Raw genomic sequence first — 17,867 nt, forward strand, 5'->3', positions numbered from 1 at the left:
AAAATTTTCGATCGTTATTATCTCGCAATTTTATCATGTAATTTCGAGATCGTTTCCTCATTTAAATTACTGTGTTTTATCGAATAAAGGAAATATACTACTACCCCAATAGTAATCCAAATACTAAAGTACACCCATGTCCTTAACGGTAAATTTAGCATTAAAAACACACAACATACAATTGCAACGCATGGTAATACAGGTACAAAAGGTACCATAAATCCACGTTTTAAATTTGGGTGTGATTTACGAAGGATAATAACTGATAGACAAACTAACGCAAATGTCACCAAACTACCGATATTAACTAAATTAACTAATTCTTTCAAATCAATAAACCCAGCTATTATAGAGCTCCCTATTCCTGCTAATCCAGTTATAAAAGTGGGTGCTCCAGTTTTCTTATTAACTTTCGCAAATGATTTCGGTAACAATCCATCACGACTCATTGCAAAGAATACTCGTGTTGCCGCATACATATTGGAAAAAATAACAGCCATAAGGCCAATTACAGCACCTGCAGCAATTGCACCAGCGACTTTTCCTTGTCCTACAACTTCCATTACATACGCCATTGCCTCAGGAACATTTAATTCTTTATAGGAAACCATTCCTGTCATAACAAGGCATACCATAACATAAATAATTGTACATATGATTAATGATGCAATAATACCGATTGGAAGATTACGTTTCGGATCTTTTACTTCTTCTGCTGAAGTTGCTAATATATCAAAACCCGTAAAAGCGAATAAAATAGCTGCTCCACCCGTAAAAACTCCACTTAAACCGTATGGTGCAATTGGTATCCAGTTCATTGGTTTTACATAGAATATACCAACCGTAATAAACAACAAAATCATTCCAATTTTAATCAATACCATTGTATTATTGATTCGTTTGCTTTCCCTCGTACCACGGGATAACATCCATGCTAATATCAATGTAATAATTACTGCTGGTAGATTCACAATACCACCATGCGAAGGAATCGTTACTAGAGCTTTAGGTATCTCTAATCCAAATCCCTTTATTAAATTGTGGAAATAGCCTGTCCATCCAGCAGCGACAGCTGCTGTTGCCACGATATATATTAACAGCAATGACCAACCTACTAGATGAGCAACAAACTCACCAATTGTTGCATATGAGTACGTATATACACTACCAGACGCCGGGAGTGTAGAAGCAATTTCCGCGTAACATAATGCTATAAATCCACATATAATTGCTGCAAGTATAAATGAAAAAACAACTGCTGGACCAGCATTTCTTGCTGCTACTAATCCAGTTAACACAAGAACACCTGTTCCAACTATCGAGCCTACCCCTAACATAATTAAATCAAATGCCCCTAATGTTTTCGTTAAAGTCTTGCTTTGATTATGCTCTAACAATTGTGTAACGGATTTCTTTTTTAGTAAATTACTCATATTTTCTGTATCCCCTTTAAAATAAGGTTTGTTCTTCTCGTTAGTGTTGTATATAAATTTACTTAGTTATTAACTAGCCTCATAATATTTCTTTTACATTAAATAGATTTGAAATATTATATAAATTCGCTTCTCACTTACTAGTTAAACTAGACATTTCCATAGATTTTTGCGTACAACGTTTCATAGCTGAAATGATAGCTGTTCTTAAACCTTTTTCTTCTAGCGTTACTACAGCTTCTATCGTCGTTCCACCTGGAGAACAAACCATATCCTTCAATTCACCTGGATGTATTCCTGTTTCCAATACCATTTTTGCAGAACCTAATACAGCCTGAGCCGCAAATTTATAAGCTTGTTTTCTCGGCATACCACCAAGTACAGCAGCATCTGCCATGGCTTCTATAAACATATACACATATGCTGGAGAAGAACCACTAATAGATGTAACAACATCCATTAGCTTTTCATTTATGACCTCCGTCTGGCCGAAAATATTAAATATGTTCAGTACCTCTTTTATATCTTTTTCTGTAACCATTTCATTAAAACATAACGCAGACATTCCTTCTCCAACAAGTGCCGGTGTATTAGGCATTACTCTAACAACTTTTAACTTTCTACCAAATTCATTCTCAGTGCTCTTAATACTTTTTCCTGCAGCAATAGTTACAACGATTACATCATTTTTTATTTGATCTTTTATTTGGTTAATTACCGATGAGTATAAATCTGGTTTGATTGATAAAATTAAAATGTCAGCACTGTTAGCGACTTCATTATTGTTAGTAGTTATAGTTATGCCATATTCATTACTAGCATTTTTTAAATTAATGACGTTTAAATCTGAACAAATTATTTGATCTGGAGAAACTATATTTTTTTTTATCATCCCACCTATCATAGCAATACCCATGTTTCCACATCCGATGAATCCTATTTGTTTATTCATAATAATTTGCTCTTGCTCCTTCTACTCTAAATTTTATTGATTTTGAAATTATTATTCTAAATAAGGGCTATTACAATTACTGGGTTTATCAATAGAATTTCAAAATTCTCCTTCCTATAATGAGTTATGTTTTCGTATTTCGTTTACAAGCATGCATAAAAAAAATGAAGAGACTTTCTATTCATAGAACTATTAAAAACGAGAGTAAAATGGTGATAATTTTTATGAATTAATAATCTTTAACTATTCAACATTTTAAATAGAGCTTACACATCCCTCTAATAATTACTTATTTTAACAATTTATAGTTAAGCTTAAGAAAATGTATTTAAATTCCAAATAATTATCCCCATAGATAGTATGAAACAAAGTAATGCAGGAATTGCCATTAAAATAGATTGTTTTGCTCGAAACATATGAGCATGAATAGCTCCGACCATGAGAACTGCTATTAATGTATTTGCTCCTAGCGCTAAGTATTGATTCCAAATACCACCGATTATACCTATTGCTCCAACAATTTCAACCAAACCAATTATAGACATAAACCATAATGAATATTGATATTGTTGCCAATGTTCTACCTGAAAAGATATATGGAAAATTTTTATGAATCCCCCTACTACAATAAAAATTGCTAAAACTACCTGAAGAACAATCATCTTTTAAACTCGCTCCTTTTAAGACTTTGTTAATTTTCATACTTCACAAGGAATAAATATATGCGTTTTACCAATATCAGAAAGGGAGGTATACATAATTTAATTTTTTATACGCTAAGAACTAAGTAGATAACCTTTACTACATAATATTTTCTTAAGAAAAATATTTATTTTAATATATTTGTCTCTTTTGTTAACCTGAATAGATTGTTTTTAATTTCAGACATGCTGATATTTTTTCTTGAAACACCGGTTTCTACTGCAGCACGTGCGACAGCATATGCTACATGTGGCACCACCCTAGGATCAAACGGATTTGGAATGACATAGTTGACATGAAGCTCTTCTTCTGAAATTAAATCAGCTATTGCATAAACAGCTGCTAGCTTCATTTCTTCATTAATTTCTTTTGCTTGTACATCTAAGGCTCCACGAAAAACTCCAGGGAAAGCTAATACATTATTTACTTGATTAGGAAAGTCAGAACGTCCTGTACCAACTACTAGTGCTCCTGCTATTTTTGCTTTATTAGGCATAATTTCAGGTGTAGGGTTAGCCAAGGCAAAAATAATAGGATTATGATTCATAGAACGAACCATATCCTCATCAACTACACCTGCAGCTGATACGCCAATAAATACATCAGCATCAATCAGGGCCTCTGCTAATCTTCCCCGCTTCTGTTCTATATTTGTAATACGAGCTATTTCTTCTTTAAGCGCATTCATTCCAATAGGTCGCTGTTCATATACTATCCCTTTTGTGTCACACAAAATAACATTTTTCACATGCATATGGAGTAACAACTTAACAATGGCTATCCCAGCAGCACCAGCGCCATTTACAACGATTTGAACATCTTCAATTTTTTTATTTGTTAACTTAAGTGCATTAATTAGGCCAGCAATCGTTACAATAGCTGTACCGTGTTGATCATCATGGAAAACAGGAATATCACAAGATTTTCTTAGGCGCTCCTCAATTTCAAAGCATTGAGGTGCTGCAATATCTTCTAAGTTTATCCCACCAAAATTTAGTTCTAATAATTTAACAACCTCAACAATCTTATCCGGATTATTAGTGTTTAAACAAATAGGAAAAGCATCGATCTCAGCAAATGATTTGAAAAGTAAAGCTTTTCCCTCCATCACTGGCATAGCTGCTTTAGGTCCAATATTCCCAAGACCTAATACTGCAGTTCCATCAGATATAACTCCAACTAGGTTCCCTTTCATTGTATAATCATATACTTTGCTTTCATCTTTATAAATCTCTAAGCATGGCTCAGCAACACCTGGTGAGTAAGCGAGACTTAAATCTGTTGAATTTTGTACTTTAACTTTAGAATAAACACCAATCTTCCCCTGTTTTTCTTTATGCATTTTTAATGCTTCATCTCGTAAAGGTGACATATAATTTCGCTCCTATAATTAAGTTAAGAGTTCATTAACTCTATCTTAAACTTGATATTGTATGATATAAGTAAGACTTCTAATATAATCATTATTTATTTTTATAACCTTTTAACATATCTTTTGCATAACGATTAGGGTATAAAGTATTTAACATATTGTATGGACTTCCCTTCCAATATCTTCTTAATGGTGTCCATAACTTATGTTTAATTAACCATCTTTGTGTGTAAATAGATAGTAATTGCCCCTCTGTTAGTTTTTCCTTTTCTTCAATAGTCCACTTCAGCGCCTCTAATGCTTTTTTTTCAGTCCAAAATCCGGTAGGTGTGAATTTATATTCCCATTCTTTATTTTGACCAGGATATAAGTCATTGATCATGGCGTACGGACTGTTATTCCAGAATATTTGACAAGGAGAAATTAAATTATGAATAGTAAGCCATTTTACACTGTAAACTTGTAATAATTGAAAAGAAGTTAATTTTTCTTTTTCTTCAATAGTCCACCTTAATGCTACCAATGCTTTTTCTTTAGTCCAAAAATTGTTAGGAGTCATACTAAATTCCCACTCTTTAAATTTATTAGGATATAAAGAATTTATCATTGCATAAGGACTACCATTCCAATACATAACTAATGGTGCACTGAGTTTATTTTTCTCTAACCATTTTTTACTATAGAATTTGAATAGTTCTACTTTACTTAGCTTTTCTTTTTCTTCAACAGTCCATTTTAATGCTTCAAGAGCTTTTTCTTTAGTCCAAAAATTTAATGGTGCCATACCAAACTCCCACTCTTTAAATCTATTGGGATATAAGTTTTCAATCATCTTATAGGGACTATTATCATAACTATGTTTGAGCGCGCCGAGTAATCGATATTTTATAATTAAAGGCGTATTCCATTTTTGTTTAATATCCTCTTCATTCCATTTTAAAATTGTTTGAATTAAATATTTTGTGACCCTTTTAGATAGCTCTCTATTGCTATCTTCTTTCCATGTATTCGGTGGAAACCTACTTCTTTTACCGTCTAATATTTCTTGATAGATTTCTTCTATTTGCACTGCTTTCGCTTGCACTTCAAACTCCCTCCTATTCAAGACATATAGCGATTCCTCTTTCCTAACGTTAAATAACACACCAATAGTAACTATTGTGATTTACTTTTATAACGCAAAAGAAATGTATAGGGTAAAATCATTTCTTTAATCTATAATAAGAAGGACATAAAAAAACAAAAAGTTACAAAAATTTTTAAATTAAAATTTTTGTAACTTTTTGTTTTGATGCAAATATAATTTCAATTAAGGTATCTCACCGTTTTAAACTTGACGCTCCATAATCTTGTATAGTTACATTTATATGATATTTAATCGGTACCTTACTAAATGTTCGATCCCAATCTTTTTTGACTTTCTCCCATGTTCTCGGGTGCTTAATTCTTAATTGGTTGCCAAAACCCGCAATATCGACTTGGTATTCTTTTTGTATTTTTTTTGTAACATGATGTACTAAGTGCTTTACTTCTTTTTCAATAGCTTTTTCTTCCCTTTTCAAAAATTCATTTTCAAAATCTTTTCCTGATTGCATCCAATTTTCAGACAAACGCCCTTCTGATTCAATGTTTACATCAAAGGAAATATTATTTCCGTTAACATGTGGTATGATTTTGCTTTTTATTGACTTTATTTCGTATATAATGAGTTTCTTTGATTCTTTATCAAAAGTTTTTACCACACCACCATTCCTTTTTCCGTTTATCCATACTACTCCTTCCAATTCCTGCTCATTTAAAAAGCCCATCAACTTTTTTGTCTTCCCTTTAATTACAGCAGCTCCTGCAAATTTTGTTTCCCCATTTATCGAGATTACATTTTGCAAAAGAAAACTGGCCCCTGACCGCATCTTTCCTTCCAATTTAGCGAGCGATACAGGAGGTAAAATCCTTGTTGTTCTATTTCTATTATCTGCAATTCCAGACAAACGAAATGCTGGGATTTCTCCTTTTTTGTTTGATTCCAGTACCTCCTTCGCTAGACCCTTGCTAATTAAGAGCATACAGCTAAGCCGAACTTCATTGTCACGGAGATACTGTTCAAGTAATTGTTCTAAACTGTATGTACGTACAAGACTATCGCTAATAACAATATTTTTTAAATGTGGGCTGAACATTGTGCTCTCTCTTTTCAATGAAAACTCACGAACAATTTGATGAATGGAATCACCGGTCTCAGAAACATTTATATAACGTTTTTGTTGTCCATTTCCTTTACTTTGTGCTTGCGAACTAACAATTTGATAAGTAGCTGTTATAAGGTTTCTTTTAGGATAACCTCCTTCCTCATCTTCTTTCTCAATTGTTGAATCCTTCCCTTTATCTAGTGCTATACCTGCAGTTAAACTCAATTCTTCTACTTCTTTACTGCTCCAACACCCTGTTAAAAATAGAAGCAAAAGCGTCCATAACAAAGCCAAATAGAACCGCATATAATTAAATTTATGTTTCACACTACTCCTCCTTTTAATCGCGTAATAATAAGAAGAAGCAGTGGCAGTAAACCAAATAAAAATAAAGCAGCATTACCGAGCATATCCCCCAATTTAAGCAAGTCATTTATATTTTTCGAAGTCATAGCAATGATGTAAATGATTGGAATCAAAGCAAAAATAAATGGATGAATACTCTTTTTAAAGAGTTGTGCTAATCCTAATGCAGCTGCATAATAACTAATCGTATAGGTAGCAAATATTTGCATAATCCATATTACAAGCAGTAAAGATTCAAAACGTTCAAATATCAAACCAGAAATTTCAAAACTGCGCATAAGGTCAATTGTCGGCCATGTTCTTGTTACAACCCCATCAATTGATAATGCACCAATGACCATTACAACAGTTATTACATAAAAGATTAACGGAATAGAAATTCCAACTAAAATAGCTTTTACTGCTTTCTTTCGTTGTTCCATAAATACCAAAAGAATTAACATAATTTCAGGACCTGTATATGCGAGAGACGTTGTTTTTATCCCATCTAACACTGGTTTAATTCCCAAACCTAATACGGGACGGAGATTATCTATCTCGAATATTCCGATACTCATAAAGGAAATGATTAAAAAAATAAAAACAGTAATAGGAAATATTATTTCAAACATCCGTGCAATTGAATTAATACCACCCATAATCAAATAGAGACCTATCCACATAAAAGGCATAACAATAGCCCATGTGGGGGTTCCTTCTAGTAAAAAAAAGCTTATTACTTCTGCCATTGAACGAATTTGAAATGCTGAAGTTGTAAGAAAATACCCTATAATAAGAAAACTAAGCAATCTCCCTATCCATTTCCCTACAATATCTTGACTGTATTGGTAAAATGTTTTTTCTGGAAACTGCTGACTTAATTTGACCATAATTACTCCTGAAACCATTGCCAGTATCCCACCTAATATCACACTTAACCATACATCTGGTGTTTTCACTTTTTCCACAGATGCTCTGGGCAAAGTAAGAATTCCTGTCCCAAGTATGTAATTTACAATAATAACAACTGCTTGCGAAGTTGTTATTCGGTCTTTAGGTATAGTAATCACTGAAGGCCACTTCCTTTCGTCATCAGCTACCTTTTGCGGATAGTTTTTTTGGTATGCATTATTTTCGGTCGACGTCTCATTATTTTTAATGGCATGCGAACCATAAAATCTTTCCAATCACTGAATCGATATGGAACAGCAGGGCTGGTATAAGGAACGCCAAAACTTTTCAGTTTCACTAAATGACTGCAAAGTAAAAGAAAGAAGAGAATAACTCCATACAATCCAAATATCGCAGCACAAAACATAGCTACAAAACGAAGAATGCGTAACGTAATTCCCACACTATATTGCGGAATAGTAAAAGAAGAAATAGCTGTTACCGCAACAACGATAACCATTATTGGGCTAACAATTCCTGCTTCTACGGCAGCCTGACCAATTATTAAACCGCCCACAATTCCCATTGCCGGTCCAATCGGTTTAGGCAGACGTAAACCTGCTTCTCGTAAAACTTCGATAGCTACTTCCATAATTAACGCTTCTATTAAAGCGGGAAAAGGAACTCCTTCTCGCGATCCGATAATAGAAATAGCGAGCTTAGTGGGAATTAATCCTGGATGAAATGAAATAAAAGAAATATACAGTGCTGGAGCAAATAATGAAACAAAAGCTGTCATGAAGCGTAATAAGCGGAGAAGCGTACCAGGAAGCCACCTTTCATAATAATCTTCTGGTGATTGCAGCAGCATACTAAATGTAACTGGAGCAATTAAAACAAATGGTGTTCCATCTAACAAAATAGCTACTCGACCTTCCATCAAAGCACTAATAACACGATCAGGTCGTTCTGTATTTTGAATCTGCGGAAAAGGACTGAGATAATTATCTTCAATAAGTTGCTCTATATAACCAGATTCGAGTACACTGTCTATGTCAATTTTCTGAATTCTGTTTTTTATTTCATCCACCAATTCTGTACTAGCAAGATCTTTAATAAATGCGACGACTAACTCTTTCTTTGCACGTTCTCCTACTGGTAGCTTTACTAATGATAAGCTCTCATCCGCACAGTGTCGTCGCAAAAGTGAGGTATTATCACTTAATACTTCAGTAAAACCGACCCGTGGCCCTCTGACTAATGCCTCCGATACTGGTTCTTCAATGTTTCGTTTATTTGCTTTTGTTGTACCAAGAATAAACACATCTGCTAAACCATCAATTAAAAGAGCTGTTGAACCTATCAATACTTTGGGTATTAAATCTTTTATGTAATGGACTTCTGCTACTTCACTAATTGTAAGAACTTTATTTTTAATATATTCTTTTGAAACAGTCCCCTCCACATAAGAAGATTCATTTTTATATTCATCAGAAAAATCATCCATTAGTAATTTCATAATATGTTTGTCAATTATCTCTTTATCTGATAGACCATCAACAAAAACGATCCCAGCCTGAATATCTGTGCGTCCAATATTAAACTTCCGAAATCGAACATCAGAATTATGTCCGATTTGTTGCTTTATAAGTTCTAAGTTAGAGGCAAAATCATTTATGAAATGAACGTTTGTATTTTGAGATGGTTTATGCTCTTGTTTCGTTTTACTTTGAATATTATTTTTTTTCACTTGTTTGTCTCTTGACTTCCACCAACTCATTCTTCCCACTCTTTCTCTGACATACGAACCCAATGAAAAAATCTTGAGATAGTATACGGAATTAAAAACAAGATAAAAGCTTGTACAAAGACTTTCCAATCTGGAAGATAAGAAGTAATTATGTTCCACATTTTTATCACCCAATTTATATACTCTGTTAGGATTGAGATTTCTAAAAAACGATATGTACTTAATAAAAAATAACGATAAGATTAAAGAGCAGAAAAGCGAGACATTATGCTTATTTAGTACCAATAACCTAATTAGTATAAAAACATTTCTGACCTAAAATACCATTTCCAATTATAATTTGTTAAATATTATCTCCTTTTCCCTTATTTATATGCCCGCATTTGAATTTCAAATAATATAAGGATCAATGATATTTCCTCTTAAAGAAAAAAAGATGCCAGAAGATAGCATCTTTTTTTCAATTCAACTTACTATGTATTTATATTTTATTGTTAAAATACTCGTTTTTTTTAATGAATATTAATGTGTAAAAAATACATATTCTTTTGTTTTAAGTTCATACACTTCTACCGAATCGATACGGAATTTTCTGATTTTAAAGCCAATATGAAATAAAGGAAAATCCTCTCTTAGAAAAACTATATAAAACCAATAACATGAAAATAATTATCAATCTATCAATTGAAAATAATACTTAGCAAGAGTTTATCATCTTAACTCCAAGTGTATTCGTTTTGCTTCAAAATAAAGAACTTGAATAAATTTTTTCGTATCAATACGAGCAGGTAATGTTGGTTCATTATTCAATTCTGTCATCTTTCTCCTTACGGTAGTAAAATCAAAAAATCTAGAAGCATAATTTTCGAACTTCGGGTTTAAAAAATCAGTAAGTCCAAGGGATGCTAAATGGTTTAATGATTGATAAATTGCTCTCCGAATCCGTTGTTTGGAAGCTTCTATGAACCTTTTTAATTCGGCATCTTCAGCTGAATCCCCAAGTTTTTTTTGAGCTAAATTCATAAAAATCTCTTTTAGTGAGGGAAAGCCTTGTTCCAACGTGTTATCTTGTTCATATTTATATAAATAATCTAGCATATCCATTAAATCTTTACTTCCACTTTCACTGGCTATTCCTAATTCAGACAAAAGAAAATGAATGGAATTTTGAAAATGATTGAAAGTATTTAAATGTTTTTCACTACGGTATTTTTCTTGCGTACTTAAATTACTATCCAATTTTAGTACCATATTAAGCGATTCTTGAATGTTTTTTATCGATTTTTCCAAACGAATTCGTTCAATGACTTTCCGAACAACTGTTAATACTTCAATCCGGTTAATTGGCTTAATAATATAGTATTCAACACCAAGCGAATAAGCTTCAGCAATTAATTCTTTTGATTCTACTTGAGAGACCATGATGATTTTCCCTTTAAACGAAGGTTTTATTTGACGAATTGTTTTTATTCCATCTTGATTCGGCATTAACAAATCGATAAATAAAATGTCTATATTTTTAAGGATTACCATTTGTTGCTCTAAAGATAAACCATCCTCAGCTTCTCCTATAACCTCCCCAAGATCTTCATCCTCGATAATTTGAGCCAACATTGAGCGAACCGCTTTTTCATCATCTACTATATAAAAATACATAGAATCACCCTTTCGAAATTATATGATCAATCCCTAATCTAATTATAAAAATTGATCCTTTTCCTTCGGTTCTGTCCTCAAGCGTAACATCACCTTCAAGTTGTTCGACCATTTCTTTAACATACGATAATCCGATACCTGTCGATGGGTTGCCTAAATCATCATATTTAGAAGTAAACCCAGGCTCAAAAATTGAATCTTTATATTTTGAAGAAATACCAGGACCATTATCGCCTATTTGAAATTCAACAAAATGGTGGTCTTTATTAATGTCAATTGTGATGGTTCCCATACCTTGGATAGCTTCTACAGCGTTTGTAACGATATTATTTATAATAGATAAGATTGTGTAAATATGATAATGAGGATGCACACCATCAATTTTATACACAAATTGGATGTCTTTCTCTAGCAACCGTGCATATTTCGTATTTGCCCGTATAATGATATTTACTAGTTCATGCACAGACATATAATCTGTAAAACTTTCATCAGAAATTAATTTTGAAAGTCCCGCAAAAATACGTTGGTTATCCTTTTTAACATCATGGACCTCACCAGCAATTTGTAATGCCTGTTGCCTTAAATCCTCAAACTGAAAATCCATCTGTTTGTGCTCAAAAGAGTCTAAGGTTTTATATAAATCATAGGATTTTTTTGTTATATTCTCAGCATCTTGTAATGTTTTCTTTAAATGAACAGCATCTTCATATAAATTAGAGATAAGCATGAGCATATGTTCATTTTGTTTCTTTATATGTCTCTCCCTTGATTGCGCTTCATACAATTTCATCATATTGAAAAAGCTTAGAACTATAAAACTATGGGAACATGCGATAACAATGATCTCATTTATTGCCTCGGATGTGATTGATGTTTTTAATACGAAATATTGAATCATTAATTCCACACAGTCTGACAGTATTTCAATCATGCAACCAATAAAACCAATCATTAGTGGTTGATGATAAAAACGTTTGATTTTTGCTAAATGAAAGAGATACGAATAAGTAAAATAAAAGAAAAAACTAGGATAGTGAGTATGAAAAGCGGCTAGCCAATCCATATTTCCCTTTATAATGACATCCATTGAGATACGAAATACTACCACGACTATCGCTGTTAAAAAACCCGGTAAAAATGCTGGAATTCGTCGAAACAATAACAAAAAAAAGAAAAATGTTGGTGCGCCAAAGCTCATTCTAAATGTTTCATTTAAAGGAAATGACTTTATTTCACCTACTAAGGGTACTGTAAGTATCATTAAAACGAGAATATAGATGTCTTTTTTTACTAAATTACTAAGATTCAAAATAATCACTTCTCACTTTCGCCTAACAGTCAGTATACAAACCTATTTGCATTAATACAATACTTACTCTATTTTTTTCAAAAACTGATAAATAAGATATAAACGAAAGCATTCTAGATTGTGAGTATTCATTACACCCTTCTACTTTAGAAAGATACTTTATAACTCAAAAATGTTCAGACACAATATAAGGTCTGAACACTTTTGGACTCGCTCTAACACCAAAATATCTGTGCTCCTTTTTAAAATATACTTAAATCCCATTCTTTTGCAATATGTTCTAACAACATAATTCCTGGTAAACTATTCCCATATTCATCAATGGCTGGTCCGTAAATACCAATACCACATCCATCTTGGAACGATAAATCCTTCCTAGATTTTGAGGGAACAAGTGTCATAATTCCGCCCGATACCCCACTCTTAGCTGGTAATCCAATGAAAGCAGCAAATTTTCCAGAAGCATTGTACATTCCACAAGTTAGCATTAAAGCTTTTGTTAACCTAGCTACTTCTTTAGGGAGCACTTGTTCTTTGCGAATAGGATGATATCCATCATGTGCTAGTATAAGCCCTATTAAGGCAATATCTTCTGTATTTATTTCAATCGAACATTGTTTTAGGTAAACCTCTAGTGTCTCCTCCACATCTGATTCTAGAAAACCATTCTCCTTTAAATAGTATGCTAATGCTCTATTACGATGAGCCGTTTCCCATTCTGATTGAAATACTATTTCATTAATAGCGGGACGCTTCTCTATCATTTTTTCAATTAATACGTATAGAGATTCTAATTTTTCTTGCACCGATGTCCCTGGCAAAAGTGAAGCTATCGTAATTGCTCCAGCATTAATCATAGGATTAAAAGGTTTTCCTGGTTTATGTATCTCTAAACGAATAATTGAATTAAAGGCATCTCCAGTTGGCTCTACGTCAACTCGTTCTAATACATAAGAAATACCGCGACTTAAACAAGCGGCTATAAAACCGATTACTTTTGATATACTTTGTAATGTGAAAGGTATCTCCCAATCTCCTGATTTTATCATTGTTCCATCTGGCTTTACTATACAAATACCTAACTGCGATACATTTATTTCCCCCAGAGCAGGAATATAACTGGCGCTTTGTCCCTTAGCTGCATACGTTCGATAATGAGCCACCCATTGATCTAAGCAAACTTTTTCTTGACCCTCAACTTGAACGCTAGAATCCTTTATCATTTAATCATATTCCCCCGTACTATTAACTTTATATAGAATGATTTTTTCTTTACTATAATCAATAATATTTGCACTAGAACCAAGAAAAATATTCAGACATATTGCAGTCTGAATATCCTTCTTATTACACACTTTTCTTTTTTGAAGTTTTCTCATAACTATCCCAACATTCAATATTTTCAAGCCCTTTAATGTTTTCTTTATAAAAAATAGGATCTTTACCAGCTTTTTTCTGGTTTATATAATCTTGTAACGCCGCAAATGCTACTTTTGAAAGTAAGGTAATAGCAATTAAATTAATAATAACCATAAAGCCCATAAATAAGTCCGCTAAATCCCATACAATTTGAATCTTTGCAACAGAACCAAATACAATCATAGCCAACACACTTATTCTGTATATCATTAACCACACTTTACTTGTATGTAAGAAGCGAATATTTGTTTCACCATAATAATAGTTGCCAATTAACGCACCAAATCCAAATAAAAAAACAAAGATAGCAAGACAACCCGATGCCCAAGGACCTATGTGTTCACTTAATGCTGCTTGTGTAAGTGCAATACCATTTAACCCCGGTTGTTTATATGCATCAGACAGCAAAATAATAAAGGCAGTGCTAGTACATATGATCAGTGTATCCGTTAATACACCAAATGCTTGAATCAGTCCTTGTTTCACCGGATGACTTGTTGTTGCTGTTGCGGCAACGTTTGGTGCACTTCCCATACCAGCTTCATTTGAAAATAAACCACGTTTAACTCCATTCATAAGTGCTGCACCAATTGAACCGCCTGCTATTTGTTTAAAACCAAATGCGTTTTGAACAATAAGAGAAAGAACTTCCGGCATTTTTGATATGTTGGTAACTACAACAAATAATGCAACTCCAATGTATAATACCGCTAAAAATACCACCTTGTATTCAGCCATTTTTGCAATACGTTGTACACCACCAAAAATAATCGCAGCGAAAGCAATGGCCATGATTATCCCAACTGTTAGACGATCTGTACCAAATGAGTTTTGAAAAGCAATTGTAACTGTATTTGATTGTACTGAATTGAATACAAGACCAAAAGTAATTGTGATTAAAATAGAGAATAATACTCCCATCCAACGTTTATTCAACCCTTTTTCCATATAATAGGATGGACCACCGCGGAAACCAGTTTTATCTTTTACTTTATATATCTGTGCTAATGTGCTTTCGACAAAACTGGAGGCCGAGCTAATAATAGAAATAATCCACATCCAAAATACAGCTCCAGGACCACCTAATGCAATTGCAATCGCAATTCCTGTGATATTCCCTGTTCCAACGCGGGCTGCCATACCAATACAAAACGCTTGAAAAGGAGAGATTTGATCTTTAGAACCACTTTTCCCCTCCATTAATACACGGACCATCTCTTTTAACATTCGAAACTGTACAAAATTCAATTTAAATGTAAAATAAATTCCGCAAATAACAAGCATAATAATTAACAATTTAGACCATAAAAAATCATTTGTTGATCCGACTAACTCTACAAAAAATCTTTCCATATTATCACTCCATACCAAAAATTTATCTATCATAATCTATATAAAATCACCTATATTCCTTGGCATAAATACCTCATTCATATTCAAATACAACAAGGATAAAAATTTTCTATATGAATAGAATTGGCCTGTTTAAACAAACATCGTAACATGCAACTTCAAAACTGAATTTTCTAAAAACTTTCCGTTTATACACACGATGCTCTATCCCCTTCTGCAAAACTAATATTCTTATCCACTAATGTTGTTGTACTATTATGTTTGTTTCGTTTACCGGTGATTTATATTTAAATCATAATAATCAATAGTGATTAACTGGTTTTTTGTTAATTTTCTTAAGAACATGGAAATATCTCCTTTCTTACTACTAATCTCAAAAATAGGCTAGGTAAAAATTTCACGAAAAACCTATAAAGCGCTTTCAATCTTTAACTAAGAGAAGCTTGTCTTTAATTTATAATTAAAAGTACAGAATGTTACGAAAAAGTACAGATTTTTATAAAAACAAAAAAATATTTTAAGATTTTTCATCTAAAAAAACAGTGAGATTTTGTGAATTTTATACAGTATCCAAACGTCGCAGATTTTGTTCTACCTATCCTTTGACAAGCCTCTATTTTCTTCATAAAAACATGCATACTTTTTCTCTTTTAGAAGTTCATATAAAGTATTTGAAATCAAGAATCAATAGAATATTATAAGGATATTATAAGAATATTAAAAAAATAAAACATTTAATTTATTTATGGTATCATACAAAAAACATTTGTTTTCTCAATTAATCCCCCTAGTTGGATTCGTCTATATTGCACATATTTACAACATGAAAGACACTAAGAAAAAAGGATTTTGTTGAAAGGATGAAACATTACAAAACTCTTATTTAGGACCTTATGACATCGTCTTTTCTAGCAATATCGAGTTATCCCAAAAAACGTATATTTACTAACATAGATTACAGGTGGTGTATTGTGAAAGAAATAGTATTCGTTCAAAATAAAAAAAGACTCCTTATGAAATTCGAATTTTTAAAAAAGGATTTAGTGCTTACCATTTCACTGATACTAGCAATTGTAAGCTGCTTAATACATTCGCCAAAGATCGAATATATTAACTTTGAAGTGTTAATTAGCTTATTTAATCTAATGGTGGCCATTAAGGCCTTGGAACAGCTAAAGATATTAGACAAACTTGCTGTTGCGATTTTAAATAAATGCAATAACAGCAGGTCAATATCTATTATTCTAATTTTGTTATGCTTTATTTGCTCCATGTTTGTAACAAATGATGTCGCTCTCCTCACTTTTGTACCAATAACACTTGTCATTAGTAAAAAAACACAAATGAACATGATGGATACAATCATCCTGCAAACAATTGCGGCAAACATCGGTAGTAGCTTGATGCCTATGGGAAACCCACAAAATTTATACCTATATTCTTACTATGGAATTAAGCTCATCCCATTTTTAGGTTCAATCCTGCTTTTAGCTGTACTTGGAATTAGTTTGTTATTTATATGTACTCAAAAACTTCAAAAAACAGATTTGAAAATAGAACTACCTGTTATTACCGTGAAAAATCGAAAAAAAGCTACCGTCTGGATTTTAATACTTATCACTATCATTGCATCTATTTTTGGTGTCATTAATTATTACATTGCGCTAATAGTTACATTGGTGGCAGCATTTACGTTAGATAGAAACTTACTATTTAAGATCGATTACTTTCTTCTAATAACCTTTGTCTGTTTTTTTATTTTCATCGGAAACATTTCACATTCGGATGCACTGGAGACATTTGCTCGCGCTAATTTAAAAGGAGATACTTCAGTCTTCTTTAGTTCCATATTTTTGAGTCAATTGATTAGCAATTTTCCTACTTCAATTCTTCTATCAAACTTTACTTCTGATTGGAAAGCTTTATTACTAGGAGTAAATATTGGAGGGCTTGGAACAATTATCGCATCTTTAGCCAGTGTAATCTCCTATAAACTATTCATTCAGGCCAATGTTAAAGAGAGTAAGGCGTATTTAATTAAATTTAGCATTTACAACTTTTCATTTTTAATCATACTTACATGTATACAATACTTTATGTTTAAATTTCTAAAAATTTTTTAAAAAATTGATTCCTTTAGAAAAACCCAAATTTCTCAATTTAATGCTGAGATATTTGGGTTTTAATATAGGTATGTTTAAAGAGCTACAACAAAGTTACCATCAATTTAATATTTTGAGATGTTCTCACAGCGAAAATCTTTTAGCTTTTACGTTGTTTATTAGATTTCAGTTCATTTTTGAAGTCTTCTTCACAAAATCCTTAATGTCCCTCAATTTTTTCCTGCTAATATTATCTTTAATGGTTGAATCTATTTCAATTTCTAATTTTGCAAATGCTGCTCCTACACAATTATAGATACTTAATCCCTCTATACTCTTTCAAGCGGTAATCCATTCCGATGGAAATTACAAATGACAAAATTTATCCGTTTTT

Annotated in this window: 13 protein-coding genes and 1 pseudogene; 1 reads left to right on the plus strand and 13 read right to left on the minus strand. The window is 32.4% G+C overall.

Annotated elements, in window-relative coordinates:
- Window positions 1-17: 17 nt before the first annotated feature.
- From ACTFRU_RS03805 to ACTFRU_RS03860, 12 genes are all read right to left on the minus strand, one after another.
- Window positions 18-1,433 (minus strand): amino acid permease, encoded by a 1,416-nt coding sequence (locus tag ACTFRU_RS03805; protein ID WP_025686875.1) that lies wholly within the window; start codon window positions 1,431-1,433, stop codon window positions 18-20.
- 133 nt (window positions 1,434-1,566) lie between these two features.
- The gene (gene proC, locus ACTFRU_RS03810) at window positions 1,567-2,385 is read right to left on the minus strand and encodes a pyrroline-5-carboxylate reductase (RefSeq protein WP_001041290.1); all 819 of its coding nucleotides are present in this window, start codon (window positions 2,383-2,385) and stop codon (window positions 1,567-1,569) included.
- Between the two features lie 314 nt (window positions 2,386-2,699).
- A complete protein-coding gene (locus ACTFRU_RS03815; RefSeq protein WP_000636506.1) occupies window positions 2,700-3,047 on the minus strand; it encodes a DoxX family protein in 348 nt (115 codons plus the stop codon).
- 167 nt (window positions 3,048-3,214) lie between these two features.
- Complete coding sequence (locus ACTFRU_RS03820) at window positions 3,215-4,459, minus strand: NAD(P)-dependent malic enzyme (RefSeq protein WP_000074777.1); 1,245 nt, start codon at window positions 4,457-4,459, stop codon at window positions 3,215-3,217.
- 91 nt (window positions 4,460-4,550) lie between these two features.
- Entirely contained in the window at window positions 4,551-5,543 is a 993-nt protein-coding gene (locus tag ACTFRU_RS03825; RefSeq protein WP_440037481.1) for a DUF4046 domain-containing protein, read from the minus strand.
- Window positions 5,544-5,778: 235 nt separating this feature from the next.
- Entirely contained in the window at window positions 5,779-6,972 is a 1,194-nt protein-coding gene (locus ACTFRU_RS03830; protein ID WP_000680793.1) for a Ger(x)C family spore germination protein, read from the minus strand.
- A complete protein-coding gene (locus ACTFRU_RS03835) occupies window positions 6,969-8,060 on the minus strand; it encodes a spore germination protein (protein WP_000628606.1) in 1,092 nt (363 codons plus the stop codon). The genes ACTFRU_RS03830 and ACTFRU_RS03835 overlap by 4 nt, the downstream gene beginning before the upstream one ends.
- A gap of 26 nt (window positions 8,061-8,086) precedes the next feature.
- Window positions 8,087-9,661 carry a spore germination protein gene (locus ACTFRU_RS03840; protein ID WP_103597474.1) on the minus strand — a complete coding sequence of 525 codons (1,575 nt, stop codon included), beginning with the start codon at window positions 9,659-9,661 and terminating at the stop codon, window positions 8,087-8,089.
- 681 nt (window positions 9,662-10,342) lie between these two features.
- Window positions 10,343-11,287 (minus strand): response regulator, encoded by a 945-nt coding sequence (locus ACTFRU_RS03845; RefSeq protein ID WP_000274085.1) that lies wholly within the window; start codon window positions 11,285-11,287, stop codon window positions 10,343-10,345.
- 4 nt (window positions 11,288-11,291) lie between these two features.
- A complete protein-coding gene (locus tag ACTFRU_RS03850) occupies window positions 11,292-12,608 on the minus strand; it encodes a sensor histidine kinase (RefSeq protein WP_000584790.1) in 1,317 nt (438 codons plus the stop codon).
- 233 nt (window positions 12,609-12,841) lie between these two features.
- On the minus strand, window positions 12,842-13,822 hold the full coding sequence (gene glsA / locus ACTFRU_RS03855) for a glutaminase GlsA (protein WP_440037482.1): 981 nt from the start codon (window positions 13,820-13,822) through the stop codon (window positions 12,842-12,844).
- Between the two features lie 124 nt (window positions 13,823-13,946).
- Window positions 13,947-15,371, minus strand: coding sequence for an alanine/glycine:cation symporter family protein (locus tag ACTFRU_RS03860; RefSeq protein ID WP_000439283.1), 1,425 nt, complete (start codon window positions 15,369-15,371; stop codon window positions 13,947-13,949).
- Between the two features lie 971 nt (window positions 15,372-16,342).
- Here ACTFRU_RS03860 and ACTFRU_RS03865 point away from each other — a divergent pair.
- Window positions 16,343-17,494 (plus strand): anion transporter, encoded by a 1,152-nt coding sequence (locus ACTFRU_RS03865; RefSeq protein ID WP_016122788.1) that lies wholly within the window; start codon window positions 16,343-16,345, stop codon window positions 17,492-17,494.
- A 165-nt stretch (window positions 17,495-17,659) separates the two neighbouring features.
- Here the strand turns inward: ACTFRU_RS03865 and ACTFRU_RS03870 are convergent.
- Window positions 17,660-17,758: pseudogene (locus ACTFRU_RS03870) on the minus strand (cytochrome P450); the annotation flags it as partial.
- Window positions 17,759-17,867: the final 109 nt, after the last annotated feature.

This window comes from Bacillus cereus group sp. MYBK220-1, from assembly GCF_051916445.1.
GTDB classification, from domain to species: Bacteria; Bacillota; Bacilli; order Bacillales; family Bacillaceae_G; genus Bacillus_A; species Bacillus_A cereus.

Excerpts from the sequence above, each read along its gene's own strand:
- ACTFRU_RS03845 (WP_000274085.1), bottom strand. The coding sequence starts at position 11,287 with ATGTATTTTTATATAGTAGATGATGAAAAAGCGGTTCGCTCAATGTTG.
- ACTFRU_RS03805 (WP_025686875.1), bottom strand. The coding sequence starts at position 1,433 with ATGAGTAATTTACTAAAAAAGAAATCCGTTACACAATTGTTAGAGCAT.
- glsA (WP_440037482.1), bottom strand. The coding sequence starts at position 13,822 with ATGATAAAGGATTCTAGCGTTCAAGTTGAGGGTCAAGAAAAAGTTTGC.
- ACTFRU_RS03840 (WP_103597474.1), bottom strand. The coding sequence starts at position 9,661 with ATGAGTTGGTGGAAGTCAAGAGACAAACAAGTGAAAAAAAATAATATT.
- ACTFRU_RS03820 (WP_000074777.1), bottom strand. The coding sequence starts at position 4,459 with ATGTCACCTTTACGAGATGAAGCATTAAAAATGCATAAAGAAAAACAG.
- ACTFRU_RS03815 (WP_000636506.1), bottom strand. The coding sequence starts at position 3,047 with ATGATTGTTCTTCAGGTAGTTTTAGCAATTTTTATTGTAGTAGGGGGA.
- ACTFRU_RS03860 (WP_000439283.1), bottom strand. The coding sequence starts at position 15,371 with ATGGAAAGATTTTTTGTAGAGTTAGTCGGATCAACAAATGATTTTTTA.
- proC (WP_001041290.1), bottom strand. The coding sequence starts at position 2,385 with ATGAATAAACAAATAGGATTCATCGGATGTGGAAACATGGGTATTGCT.